The following is an 11,936-nucleotide window of genomic DNA, read 5'->3' as shown; positions in this document are numbered from 1 at the left end:
CTCGCAAGGGGCGGATTCGCTGGAGTGTACGAGGCCCACCCGATCAATGTGAGCCGTCGCGGATTATTCGTTGAGTTTGGCGAGGATCTTGTAGATCACGGTGGCGAGGATCGTCAGCATGCCGATCCACATGGCAAAGACGCCGGCATTCTTGTCACGGAAGTTGAAGCCGATGGCCAGCAGGATCATCCCGGTGAGGATCGGTACGAGCATGGCGTGAAACGAAGACATCGAGATCATGGAGACTGCCTTGTCGAAATGAATGATGTAAGTCTAGGTGGCTTTACCCCTGTAGGAGCTGCCGCAGGCTGCGATCTTTTGATGTTGTTTTTCAAGATCAAAAGATCGCAGCCTGCGGCAGCTCCTACAGCGGGTTACGGTAGATCGTGGCAGGCGTAGAACGCGCTCAGCACTTTCACCAGGTGCGCCAGGTCGTGGCTGCCGCAGAGTTCGCGGATCGAGTGCATGGCGAACGTCGGCAGGCCGATATCGACCGTGCGCACACCGAGGTGGCTGGCGGTGATCGGGCCGATGGTCGAGCCGCAGCCCATGTCGCTGCGCACCACGAAGCTTTGCACCGGCACTTCTTCGGCCATGCACAGATGGCGGAAGAACCCGGCAGTTTCACTGTTGGTGGCGTAGCGCTGGTTGCTGTTGACCTTGATCACCGGGCCGGCGTTGAGTTTCGGGCCGTGGTTGGCGTCGTGTTTTTCCGCGTAGTTCGGGTGCACGCCGTGAGCGTTGTCGGCCGAGACCAGCAGGGATTTCTGAATGGTGCGGACGAATTCGTCGCCTTCCGGCAACAAGCGGCGCAGGGTCTGTTCGAGCATCGGGCCATCGGCACCGCAGGCCGAGCAGGAGCCGACTTCTTCGTGGTCGTTGCAGACCAGCACGCAGGTTTCATCGGTTTCGGCGGTGAGCAAGGCCTGCAGGCCGGCGTAGCACGACAGCAGGTTGTCGAGGCGTGCGCCGGCAATGAAGTCGCCATTCAAACCGATGACCGCAGCACTTTGCGTGTCGTAGAAACTCAGCTCGTAATCGAGCACCACGTCGGCGTTCAAACCGTGTTCGCGGGCCAGTTGATCGGTGAGCACGGCGCGGAAATCGACGCGCTCGTCACCGGCAAATTGCGCGAGGATCGGCGGCAGTTCGGTCTGCGCGTTGATCGCCCAGCCCTGGTTGGCTTCACGGTTGAGGTGAATGGCCAGGTTGGGAATGATCGCGATCGGTGCCTTGAAGTCGATCAACTGGCTTTCGACCTTGCCATCGCGGCGGAAGGTCACGCGGCCGGCCAGCGACAGATCGCGGTCGAACCACGGCGCGAGCAAGGCGCCGCCGTAGACTTCAACGCCCAGTTGCCAGAAACCCTGACGCTGCAGCTCCGGTTGCGGCTTGACCCTCAGGCATGGGCTGTCGGTGTGCGCGCCGACCAGGCGGATGCCGCTGTGCAATGGCGAGTGGCGGCCCATTTTGATCGCGACGATCGAGGAGTCGTTACGGGTGACGTAGTAGCGACCGTTGGCCTCGGTGGTCCATGGCTCGCGTTCGTCGAGGCGCACAAAACCGGCAGCCTCCAGACGCTGAACAAGGCTGGCAGTGGCGTGGAACGGGGTAGGGGAGGCCTTGAGGAAGTCGATCAGGCCTTGGTTCAACTCTTCGCGCATAAGAAGCTCCAGACAGCAATGGCCGGGAGTTTAACGCATCGGCCGGGGAATTGAATCTGCACCGGCCCCCTGTAGGCGCTGCCGAAGGCTTCGATCTTTTGATCTTGTTTTTGATATTTGAAATACCCGATCAAAAGATCGCAGCCTTCGGCAGCTACATAGGGGATGTGTCAGAACGGTGCCGGGCACTCGAAGCGCAAGCGTTCGCCGGTTTGCGGGTGGGTGAAGCTCAACATGCTGGCGTGCAGGCACAGACGTGGCCAGGCGGCCAAAGCCTGCTCGTGGGCGTACAGACCGTCGCCGAGCAGCGGATGACCGATCGACAGCATGTGCACGCGCAATTGATGCGAACGGCCGGTGATTGGCGTCAGCTCAACGCGACACCAATCGCCGCAACGCTCGAGCACGCGCCAGAAGGTCAGCGCATGTTTGCCGAATTCGTGATCGACCACGTGCCGCGGCTTGGTCGGCGGATCGTAGCGCAGCGGCAAATCGATGCTGCCACTGTCCAGTTCCGGTTGACCCCAAGCCAGAGCGGTGTAGGCCTTTTCGGTTTCACGGTCGTGAAACTGCCGCGACAGTTCACGGTGAGTGTCGGCGTCACGGGCGAGCAGAATGATGCCGGAGGTTTCCCAGTCCAGGCGATGGACGATGCGCGCTTCCGGGTAGCCGTTTTCCTGCAGGCGGGTAATCAGGCAATCCTTGTTGTCGTCGGCGCGACCGGGCACCGAGAGCAGCAACGTCGGTTTGTTCACCACGAGTACGGCGGCGTCCTGATGGATGATGCGGATGTTGGACAGCGGCATTAAAACAGCCTCGTAACAAATGCCAACGGCGGCTCGGGGACCACATTCCCTGTAGGAGCTGCGGCACGCTGCGATCTTTTGATCTTTTTAACAACAAGAGCAAAAGATCGCAGCGTGCCGCAGCTCCTACAAAGGCTTGTTGGCCCCGAGCCGCCGTGGCGACTGCCGGATCGACTCAGCGATCGGGCAGGGTGATATTGAGTTCCAGAATCGAGCAACTGCCCTGGCTTTCCAGTGCAACATGTACGTCGTCGTTGCCGATGTTGACGTACTTGCGGATCACGTCGACCAGTTCCTTCTGCAAGGCTGGCAAGTAATCCGGCGTGCTGCGCTGGCCGCGCTCATGCGCCACGATGATCTGTAGACGCTCTTTCGCGACCGAGGCAGTACTTGGCTTTTTGTTGGCACGAAAGAAGTCAAAAAGGTTCATTACCTACCTCCAAACAGGCGCTCGAAGAATCCCTTCTTCGTAACATCGAGAAAACGATGCTCTTTTTCTTTGCCCAGCAAGCGATCAACCGCGTCGCTGTACGCTTGACCGGCGTCGCTCTGGTCGTCGAGGATCACCGGGACGCCCGAGTTGGAGGCCTTGAGCACTGCCTGGGATTCCGGAATCACGCCCAGCAGGGTGACGGCCAGGATTTCCTTCACGTCTTCCACGCCCAGCATCTCGCCATCGCTGACGCGCTGCGGGTTGTAACGGGTCAGCAGCAAGTGTTCCTTGATCGGCTCTTCGCCTTTTTCGGCACGACGGGACTTGCTGGCCAACAGGCCCAGCATGCGGTCGGAGTCACGTACCGAGGACACTTCCGGGTTGGTCACGATGATCGCTTCGTCGGCGAAGTACATGGCCAGGTGTGCACCTTTCTCGATGCCCGCCGGGGAGTCGCAAACCACGAAGTCAAAGTCCTCCTTGAGTTGCATCAGGACTTTTTCCACGCCTTCGACAGTCAGCGCGTCTTTGTCGCGGGTCTGACTGGCGGCCAGTACGTAGAGGTTTTCCAGACGCTTGTCTTTGATCAGCGCTTGTTGCAGGTTGGCTTCGCCGTTGACCACGTTGACGAAGTCATACACCACGCGGCGCTCGCAACCCATGATCAGGTCAAGGTTACGCAAGCCCACGTCGAAGTCGACGATCACTGTTTTGTGGCCGCGCAGAGCGAGGCCGGTACCGATAGCGGCGCTGGTGGTGGTCTTACCCACACCACCCTTGCCGGATGTAACCACGAGAATCTTGGCCAAGGTGTTTCACCCCTAAGGAAGAAGGACTTTTTAGCCCCTGAAAAACATCTCTTGAAAACTACTGCAGTCGGACAGCCTTGGCTGGAATTTGGCTTTTGGCCTTTTTCCTACTTCGTTTGAGCCGTTTTCGCTACGTTTTAGAGATGCTTGGAAAATGCGGCAGTATCCGTTAAAGCCGAATGATGTTCAACACGTCGCCCGACAGGCTGACCTGTACGCCCGAGCCCCACATCGGGTCGCGGCGCAAATCTTCGGAGACCTTGTAATGACCGGCGATGGAGATCAGTTCAGCGCTCAATTGCTGACAGAAAATCCGTGCCTTGGTGTCGCCCTTCACGCCGGCCAGCGCACGACCACGCATCGGGCCGTATACATGGATGTTGCCATCGGCGAGAAGTTCCGCCCCCGGACTGACCGAGGACACCACCACCAGATCGCCACCCTGGGCGTATATCTGTTGGCCACCACGTACTGGCGTGGTGATGACGCGGGTCTGTTTGATGGTCGGTTCTGGTGGCTTTTCCGGCTTCTTTTTGACTTCGGCTTCGGGCATCTCCAGCGGCCGCTCACGGGCGCCAGACGGCGGCAGCACCGGGATGTCGATGGCGATCGCGGCGGCGATGTCTTCGATGCGACTGGCGCGGATGGCCAAGGTGCGCAGGCCGTGTTGACGGCAGACGCGCATCAGCCCCGGCAGATCGACCGCGCCTTCGCCCGGCGGCAGTTTGTCGAGGGCCAGAACCAGCGGCGCGTTGCTGAAGAAGTTCGGCGCCTGCGCAACTTTGGCGGCCAATTGCCGATCGAGGCTGTCGAGGTCGTTACGGGCCAGTTCCAGCACGGTAATGGCCAGCATGCTGCCCTTCAACTGGAACACGGGATCTTGGTCTAACGGTTCGGTTTTGCTCATGTCGGCATACAACGGCTTGTCACTAAAAGTGCCGAGACTTATAACGAGAACGCCCGCAGGCCGCAAGCCGGGTCGAACGATGTAGAATGCGCGGCCACTGTATTTACGGAAGCTTTAATGGATCGCCCGCGTTTTCGAAAAGCATTTTTATCGCCGCGCTTCTGGCCGCTCTGGTGCGGCTTGGGGCTTTTGTGGCTGATCGTGCAACTGCCGTATCCGGCGTTGTTGACCATCGGTCGAGTTTTGGGCGCATTGATGTATCGCCTCGCCGGCGACCGGCGGCGCATCGCCAAGCGCAATCTTGAGCTGTGCTTCCCGGAAAAATCCGCCGCCGAGCGCAAGCGCTTGCTCAAAGAAAATTTCGCCTCGACCGGCATCGCCTTTTTCGAAATGGCCATGAGCTGGTGGTGGTCACGTGAGCGTCTGGCGAAGCTGGCGCACGTCGAAGGTCTTGAGCATTTGCAAAAAGCCCGGCGCGAAGGCAAAGGCGTGATTCTGATGGCGGTGCATTTCACTACCCTGGAAATCGGCGCGGCGTTGCTCGGTCAGCAGCACACCATCGATGGCATGTACCGCGAGCACAAAAACCCGTTGTTCGATTTCATTCAGCGTCAGGGCCGCGAGCGGCACAACCTCGACTCGCTGGCGGTGGAGCGTGACGACGTGCGCGGCATGCTCAAGCTGCTGCGCTCTGGCCGGGCGATCTGGTACGCACCGGATCAGGACTACGGCGCCAAGCAGAGCATTTTCGTGCCGCTGTTCGGCATTCAGGCGGCGACTGTGACCGCAACCACCAAGTTTGCCCGTTTGGGTAAAGCGCTGGTGGTGCCGTTCACTCAGGAGCGCCTGGCCGACGGCAGCGGTTATCGTCTGGTCGTGCATCCGCCGCTGGAAGATTTCCCCGGCGAGACCGAAGAAGCCGACTGCATCCGCATCAACCAGTGGGTCGAAGGCGTCTTGCGCGATTGCCCGGAGCAATATTTGTGGGCACATCGACGCTTCAAGAGCCGGCCACCGGGCGAGCCGAAGCTGTACGCCAAGCGCGGTTGATTGATCCATTCCTATAAGCACCATGGAGCGTTGCGATGAGCCCAGCTGAACCGGTCACAGGTTTGATTCTTTCCGGCGGCGGGGCTCGGGCGGCGTATCAGGTGGGGGTGCTGGCGGCGATTGCCGAACTGTTGCCGTTGGGTGCTGACAATCCGTTTCCGGTGATCGTCGGCACATCGGCGGGCGCGATCAACGCCGTCAGCCTCGCCAGTGGCGCCACCGATTTTCGCGCGGCCATTGAGCGGCTCACCTTATTCTGGCAAGGCTTTCGCAGCCATCGCGTGCTGCGCAGTGACTGGCCCGGCGTCATCCGTCAGGCCAGCCGTTTTGTCAGTCACAGCTTGCTTGGCCTCGGCCGTCATATGCCGGTGGCGCTGCTCAACAGTTCGCCGCTGCGTGATCTGCTCAATGAAAAACTGCACATGCCCGGCATCGCCGAATCCATCGCGCGCAAGCAATTGCATGCGGTGGCGGTGACGGCGTTTGGTTATGAGTCGGGGCAAGCGGTGACGTTCTATCAGGGCGGCGGCACGATCGATTCATGGCTGCGGCATCGGCGCATCGGTGTGCCGACACAATTGTCGGTGGATCACTTGCTCGCCAGTTCGGCGATTCCGTTGCTATTCGCGCCGGTGAAGATCGGTGATGAATATTTCGGCGACGGCGCGGTGCGGCAATCGGCGCCGATCAGTCCGGCATTGCACCTGGGCGCCAGTCGCGTGCTGGTGGTGGGTGTCAGCGGCAACCCGCGCGGCTTCGATCCGCAGCAGCCGCTGGAGCGCACTTACACCGGGCAACAGCCGACGCTGGCACAAATTGGCGGGCACATGCTCAACAGCACGTTCATTGACAGTCTGGAGAGCGACATCGAGTTGCTGCAGCGCCTCAACCAGTTCAGTCATCTGATGCCCGCTGGCACGCCGACACGCGAGCTGGGTGTGGCGCCGGTGGAGGTGTTGGTGATTTCGCCGAGTCAGCCGATCGATGAGATCGCGGCGCGGCATCGCCAGGAGTTGCCGGCGGCGTTGCGCTTGTTTCTGCGTGGACCGGGGGCGACGAAGACGAGTGGGGCCGGGGTGTTGAGTTATCTGCTGTTCGAGGCGGGGTATTGCAGCGAGTTGATCGATCTGGGGCGGCGTGATGCGTTGGCCAAGCGTGAAGAACTTTGCCGATTTTTGGGGATATCCGCGGCGGTGGTCTCGGCCTGAAATCTGCAGTGAGGCCTTCGCGAGCAGGCTCGCTCCCACATTGAAACCCGGTCGAATGTGGGAGCGAGCCTGCTCGCGAAGCTTTTAAGATCAGAAGTGGAACTTCACCAGGAAGCTGGTCACGTTCTGATTGGTGGTGAACGCACGGGTGTCGTCGATCCCGTACTTGTCTTTCCAGTAGTCGTACTCGACACCGACGTACAGCTGCTTCTCGCCGAAATTCAACGCCTTGCCCAAGTCGTATTTGACCTGTGGGTTGAAGTGCAGGTTGGCGTGGTATTCGCCACGGTTGTTGACGTCGTTGTCGACAACCCAGTCCATGTAACCGTCGATCAGCACGTTCGAGTCGCCGACCGGGATGGTGTAGGACCACACCGGAGTGATCTGCCAGACGTTGTCACCCGGGCGCGAGCCTTCGGTGTGGCGCTGGTAGAAGTTCAGCTGGAAGTAGTCGAAGCCCGGGATGGCCAGGTCGAAGCCTGGACCGATCAGGTAGGACTCGGTGTCACCCTCGCCGAACTCGTACGTCATCGCCAGCAGGACGTCTTTGATCGGGCCGAACTCGATCTTCTGGTCGAGTACCTTGCCCAGCGAGATGCGTGGCTGGAACTCGCCGTAGTAGGTGTTCGGGCCGTTGTTGAAGTCCTTGTCACCGTTGTAGAAGATCTTGTCGACGAACAGGAAGTTGTCCCCGTACTTCCAGGCATCGGCGTGCTCGAAGGTGACGGTCTGCTGGATCGCAGGGTTGACCTTGAAGTCTTTACCGTAAAGGTAGGTCAGGCTGTTGTTCTGCCACTGCAGCAGGCCATCGGCCATGGCCTGGCCGCCGGCCAGCATCGATCCCGCAAGCATCAGGCTGGTGCACATACGTTTCATTCGGTTGCTCCCAAAGTAGGTGTTCCACGTTTTTTTTTTTAAGATCGGCGCTCTGGTGTGGCGCCTTTTTTCGTTGCTGCAAAAGTCATCCGATCGGTCAGCTTCAGTGCTGTTAGCAAAAGCTGAGCCAAGGCTTTCGAAAAGCCAAAAAACGCCCGTTCGGCTGCTGAAAAAACAGTCGATTGAGCGTGTTTTCGGGATGCCTCGGTACTGACCGGGGCCGGGATAAGTTGGCCCGTCGGTCAGGAATTAAATCCGGGCTTTTTTTTAGACCGAATTCAGGAGGCCGCGGAGAATACTGACTCCTCGGCCAGCTCTCAAGTGCCCCGCAACAGAGCACCGACGACAGGTAGGGGGCACGGTTGCGGGTCATCTTAAAAATGCACCTTCACCAGCAGGCTGGCGGTGTTCTGATTGGTGTCGAGGTTGTGGCTGCTTTCGACCCCGTATTTGTTCTTCCAGTAGCTGTATTCGGTGCCGACGTACAGCTGCTTCTGACGCCAGCCGAGGGCTTTGCCGAGGTCGTATTTGATCTGCGGATTGATGTGAAGGTTGGCGTGGTAGGTGCCGCGCGAGTTCTCGTCATTGTCGACGACCCAGTCCAGATAACCGTCGATCAGCAGATCGGAATTGCCCACCGGAATGCTGTAGGACCAGCCTGGAGTGATCTGCCAGACACCGTCGCCGGGGCGCGGGCCTTCGGTCTGGCGACGGAAGATATTCAGGGTGACGTAGTTGAAGCCGGGCACCTTGAGGTCGAAGCCCGGGCCGATCAGGTAGGCCTCGCTTTCGCCTTCGCCGTACTCGTAGGTCATCGCCAGCAGCACGTCCTTGATCGGGCCGAATTCGAGCTTCTGATCGAAGATCTTGCCGAACGAGAAGCGTGGGGTGAATTCGCCGTAGAAGGTGTGCGGGCCTTTGTTGCGGTCTTCTTCGCCGTTGTAGAAGATCTTGTCGACGAAGAGGAAGTTGTCGCCGTATTTCCACTTGTCGGCGTGCTCGAACGTCACCGTCTGTTGGATCGACGGGTTGATCGCGAAGTTCTTGCCGTACAGATAGCTGAGGCTGTTGGTTTGCCACAGCAGGAGATCGCCGGCCATGGCTTGACTCGCGGCCAGCAGGCCGCCACTCAACAGAACGTTGGTTTGCGTGCGAATCATCTGTTGCTCCCTCTTGTTTTTATTGTTGAGGCGCAGAGCTGTTGCTTGCCCCTGTGGGAGCGAGCCTGCTCGCCAAGGGGGTGTGTCAGTCGCCATCACTGTTGAATGACACAGCGCTTTCGTCGGAACGCCGCCCGGAGCAGGCTCGCTCCCACAAGGTTTTGTGGTGACTTAGTTAATGCTGGTGTGCGTGGCAGTCGTTGATCGCTGCGCGCTCTTTGCCGCCGAGAATGTTGAACAGCAGGTTCAGCGTCAGCGCGCTGAGCGTTGCCATGGCGATGCCGCTGTGCGTAATCGGGCTCATCCACATCGGCAGGTGCGCGAAGAACTCCGGACGCACCACCGGGATCAGGCCCATGCCGATGCTCACCGCGACCAGCAACTGGTTGCGACGGTCACCGATGTCGGCTTCTTGCAGGATCTTGATGCCGGTAGCGGCGACCATGCCGAACATCGCGATCGCTGCGCCGCCGAGGACTGCCGGTGGAATTGATGCCACCAGAAACGCCGCTTTCGGCAGCAGACTCAACACGATCAGCAAACCACCGGCAACGATGGTCACCGAGCGGCAGCGCACGCCGGTCATCTGCACCAGGCCGATGTTTTGCGCGAACGAGGAGTGGGTGAAGGTGTTGAAGAAACCGGCAACAAACGAGGCGCCGGCATCACACAGCAAGCCGCGACGCAGCATCCGTGGGCAGACTTCCTGGCCGGTGATCTTGCCCAGCGCGAGGAACATGCCGGTGGACTCGACGAAGATGATCACTACCACCAGGCACATCGACAGGATCGGTGCGAGTTCGAATTTCGGCATGCCGAAATGCAGCGGAGTGACGAACTGAATCCACGGCGCGTTGGCCATGCCGCTCAGGTCGACCATGCCGATTGCGCCGCACAGCACGTAGCCGAAGCACATGCCGATCAGTACCGAGATGTTCACCCAGAAACCGCGCATGAAGCGGTGGATCAGCAGAATGGTGCCCAACACCAGGGCAGCGATGGCCAGATAAATCGGTGAACCGAATTGCGCGGCGCCAGCACCGCCACCCGCCCAATTCACGGCCACGGGGAACAGCGACAAACCGATCGAGGTGATGACCGTGCCGGTCACCAGGGGCGGGAAGAAGCGCACGACCTTGGACATGAACGGCGCGATGATCATGCCGAAGAAACCGGCGGCGATCGTTGCACCGAAGATGCCTTGCAGGCCGATACCGGGCATGCCGGCCATGGCGACCATGCTGCCAACCGCAGCAAAACTGGCGCCCATCATCACCGGCATGCGGATGCCCATCGGGCCGATGCCCATGGATTGCACGATGGTGGCGACACCGGCGACCAGCAGGTCGGCGTTGATCAGAAAGGCAATTTCTTCACGACTCAGGCCAGCGGCCTGTCCAATGATCAGCGGCACCGCGATGGCACCACCGTACATCAGCAGAACATGTTGCAAACCGACCAGGATCAGTTGCAAAAGGGGCAATCGCTGAATGGCGGGTGCGTCGGGGATGCGCGCTTTGGACAGCTCGGACATGCAACACCTCGGATCTTTTTATTCTTGTGATTAACAGCTGTCGGGTTGCTCACAGCTGTTTCTTTGCATCAGGTAAACCGCGTTAAGGCAATTCGCGAGCAGGCTCGCTCCCACAGGAAATGCATTCCAATGTGGGAGCGAGCCTGCTCGCGAAGCTTTTGCTTAGTTGGTCTGGGCTCCCTGGGCAATCCATGCACCGATCAGGTCACGTTCCTGCTGGGTCATCTGCGTGATGTTGCCCAGTGGCATGATCTGCGTGGTGATGGCTTGCGCCTGGATGCGCGGCGCGTTCTGGCGGATCTGCTCAGGGGTGTCGAACATCACACCCGCAGGCGCTGCGCTGAACAACGGGCTGGTCGGTTTGGCCGAGTGGCAAACCGCGCAACGTTCTTGAATCACGTTGTGCACTTTGTCGAAGGCCGGACCTGCGTTGGAGGCTTGCGCCGGTGCTGCAGCAGGCGCTGCGGCTTGCGCAGGTGCCGACGCTTCAGCCGGTTTTGCGCCACCGCCCAGTGCCGTTTCCGGCAGCGGTTGGTACTCGATTTTCGCAGGAGCTTTGGCCACTTCCGGAGCGGTCGACATCGGCGTTGGGCCGGTGACGTACGCCAGAGTGATCATGCCCACCGCTGCCACCGGCAGAGTCCAGGCAAACTTGTGGCTGTCGTGACGGGTGTTGAAGTAGTGACGCACCAACACTGCCAACACTGCGATCCCGGCCAGGATCAACCAGTTGTACTGGCTGCCATAGGTGCTCGGGAAGTGGTTGCTGATCATGATGAACAGCACCGGCAGGGTGAAGTAGTTGTTGTGACGCGAACGCAGCAAGCCTTTGGCCGGCAGCGCCGGATCCGGCGTGCGGTTCTCGGCAATAGCCGCCACCAGTGCCCGTTGCGCCGGCATGATGATGCGGAACACGTTACCGACCATGATGGTGCCGATGATCGCGCCGACGTGCAGGTACGCACCACGACCGCTGAACACTTTGCTGAAGCCATACGCCGCGCCGATGATCAGCACGAACAGAATGAAGCCCAGCAGAGCAGGGCGTTTGCCCAAGGCCGAGTCGCACAGGAAGGAGTAGATGAACCAGCCGAGGAACAGCGAGCCGATACCGATGGCCACGCCTTCAGGGCCGCTCAGTGTGCTGCCCGGAGCCAGCAGGTAGAGCGTTGGGTTGGAGTAGAACACCACGCACAGCAGCGCGATACCCGACATCCAGGTGAAGTAGGCTTCCCATTTGAACCAGTGCAGGTTCTCCGGCATCGACGGTGGGGCCAGTTTGTATTTTTCGAGGTGATAGATACCGCCACCGTGGATCGCCCACAGATCACCGGCCAGGCCGGTTTTCGGGTTGACGCGGTTGAGGTTGTTCTCCAGCCAGACGAAGTAGAACGACGCGCCGATCCAGGCCACGCCAGTAATCATGTGAACCCAGCGCACGCGCCGGTTCAGCCCTTCCAACAGATGTCCGACCACCCGACTTCCCAGC

Annotated in this window: 12 protein-coding genes; 2 read left to right on the top strand and 10 right to left on the bottom strand. The window is 59.9% G+C overall.

Annotation, left to right across the window (positions count from 1 at the left end; translation table 11 throughout):
• Nucleotides 1–63 precede the first annotated feature (63 nt).
• The 6 genes from ACIPZE_RS19140 to minC all read right to left on the bottom strand — a co-directional run bounded on the left by ACIPZE_RS19140 (nt 64) and on the right by minC (nt 4,619).
• Complete coding sequence (locus tag ACIPZE_RS19140; RefSeq protein ID WP_283437169.1) at nt 64–240, bottom strand: hypothetical protein; 177 nt, start codon at nt 238–240, stop codon at nt 64–66.
• Nucleotides 241–374: 134 nt separating this feature from the next.
• Complete coding sequence (locus ACIPZE_RS19135; protein WP_129391251.1) at nt 375–1,664, bottom strand: M18 family aminopeptidase; 1,290 nt, start codon at nt 1,662–1,664, stop codon at nt 375–377.
• Between the two features lie 170 nt (nt 1,665–1,834).
• Nucleotides 1,835–2,470 (bottom strand): RluA family pseudouridine synthase, encoded by a 636-nt coding sequence (locus ACIPZE_RS19130; protein ID WP_007919202.1) that lies wholly within the window; start codon nt 2,468–2,470, stop codon nt 1,835–1,837.
• Between the two features lie 175 nt (nt 2,471–2,645).
• Nucleotides 2,646–2,900, bottom strand: a complete 255-nt coding sequence (gene minE, locus ACIPZE_RS19125) for a cell division topological specificity factor MinE (protein ID WP_003223146.1) — start codon at nt 2,898–2,900, stop codon at nt 2,646–2,648.
• Complete coding sequence (minD, locus tag ACIPZE_RS19120; protein WP_038367005.1) at nt 2,900–3,712, bottom strand: septum site-determining protein MinD; 813 nt, start codon at nt 3,710–3,712, stop codon at nt 2,900–2,902. Before minD ends, minE begins: the two co-directional genes overlap by 1 nt.
• A gap of 169 nt (nt 3,713–3,881) precedes the next feature.
• Nucleotides 3,882–4,619 carry a septum site-determining protein MinC gene (gene minC / locus ACIPZE_RS19115; protein WP_129391254.1) on the bottom strand — a complete coding sequence of 246 codons (738 nt, stop codon included), beginning with the start codon at nt 4,617–4,619 and terminating at the stop codon, nt 3,882–3,884.
• A gap of 117 nt (nt 4,620–4,736) precedes the next feature.
• Between minC and ACIPZE_RS19110 the strand changes: the two genes are divergently transcribed.
• Nucleotides 4,737–5,669, top strand: coding sequence for a lipid A biosynthesis lauroyl acyltransferase (locus ACIPZE_RS19110; RefSeq protein ID WP_129391257.1), 933 nt, complete (start codon nt 4,737–4,739; stop codon nt 5,667–5,669).
• Nucleotides 5,670–5,704: 35 nt separating this feature from the next.
• Nucleotides 5,705–6,877 carry a patatin-like phospholipase family protein gene (locus ACIPZE_RS19105; protein ID WP_283437166.1) on the top strand — a complete coding sequence of 391 codons (1,173 nt, stop codon included), beginning with the start codon at nt 5,705–5,707 and terminating at the stop codon, nt 6,875–6,877.
• Nucleotides 6,878–6,967: 90 nt separating this feature from the next.
• Here the strand turns inward: ACIPZE_RS19105 and ACIPZE_RS19100 are convergent, their stop codons facing one another.
• The 4 genes from ACIPZE_RS19100 to ACIPZE_RS19085 form a co-directional block, all read right to left on the bottom strand.
• On the bottom strand, nt 6,968–7,753 hold the full coding sequence (locus ACIPZE_RS19100) for an outer membrane protein OmpK (protein ID WP_129391263.1): 786 nt from the start codon (nt 7,751–7,753) through the stop codon (nt 6,968–6,970).
• 374 nt (nt 7,754–8,127) lie between these two features.
• The gene (locus ACIPZE_RS19095) at nt 8,128–8,913 is read right to left on the bottom strand and encodes an outer membrane protein OmpK (RefSeq protein WP_283437165.1); all 786 of its coding nucleotides are present in this window, start codon (nt 8,911–8,913) and stop codon (nt 8,128–8,130) included.
• Nucleotides 8,914–9,088: 175 nt separating this feature from the next.
• Entirely contained in the window at nt 9,089–10,447 is a 1,359-nt protein-coding gene (locus tag ACIPZE_RS19090; protein WP_400774587.1) for a nucleobase:cation symporter-2 family protein, read from the bottom strand.
• 162 nt (nt 10,448–10,609) lie between these two features.
• Complete coding sequence (locus ACIPZE_RS19085) at nt 10,610–11,923, bottom strand: urate hydroxylase PuuD (protein WP_400774679.1); 1,314 nt, start codon at nt 11,921–11,923, stop codon at nt 10,610–10,612.
• Nucleotides 11,924–11,936 lie beyond the last annotated feature (13 nt).

It is taken from the genome of Pseudomonas sp. NPDC089741 (genome assembly GCF_044748825.1).
Classification (GTDB): Bacteria; Pseudomonadota; Gammaproteobacteria; order Pseudomonadales; family Pseudomonadaceae; genus Aquipseudomonas; species Aquipseudomonas helmanticensis.
This window is presented reverse-complemented; position numbering and strand designations above follow the sequence as displayed.

What these genes read in the sequence shown, in the direction of transcription:
- ACIPZE_RS19140 (WP_283437169.1), bottom strand. Translation starts at nt 240, where the DNA reads ATGATCTCGATGTCTTCGTTTCACGCCATGCTCGTACCGATCCTCACC.
- ACIPZE_RS19135 (WP_129391251.1), bottom strand. Translation starts at nt 1,664, where the DNA reads ATGCGCGAAGAGTTGAACCAAGGCCTGATCGACTTCCTCAAGGCCTCC.
- ACIPZE_RS19130 (WP_007919202.1), bottom strand. Translation starts at nt 2,470, where the DNA reads ATGCCGCTGTCCAACATCCGCATCATCCATCAGGACGCCGCCGTACTC.
- minE (WP_003223146.1), bottom strand. Translation starts at nt 2,900, where the DNA reads ATGAACCTTTTTGACTTCTTTCGTGCCAACAAAAAGCCAAGTACTGCC.
- minC (WP_129391254.1), bottom strand. Translation starts at nt 4,619, where the DNA reads ATGAGCAAAACCGAACCGTTAGACCAAGATCCCGTGTTCCAGTTGAAG.
- ACIPZE_RS19110 (WP_129391257.1), top strand. Translation starts at nt 4,737, where the DNA reads ATGGATCGCCCGCGTTTTCGAAAAGCATTTTTATCGCCGCGCTTCTGG.
- ACIPZE_RS19105 (WP_283437166.1), top strand. Translation starts at nt 5,705, where the DNA reads ATGAGCCCAGCTGAACCGGTCACAGGTTTGATTCTTTCCGGCGGCGGG.
- ACIPZE_RS19100 (WP_129391263.1), bottom strand. Translation starts at nt 7,753, where the DNA reads ATGAAACGTATGTGCACCAGCCTGATGCTTGCGGGATCGATGCTGGCC.
- ACIPZE_RS19095 (WP_283437165.1), bottom strand. Translation starts at nt 8,913, where the DNA reads ATGATTCGCACGCAAACCAACGTTCTGTTGAGTGGCGGCCTGCTGGCC.
- ACIPZE_RS19090 (WP_400774587.1), bottom strand. Translation starts at nt 10,447, where the DNA reads ATGTCCGAGCTGTCCAAAGCGCGCATCCCCGACGCACCCGCCATTCAG.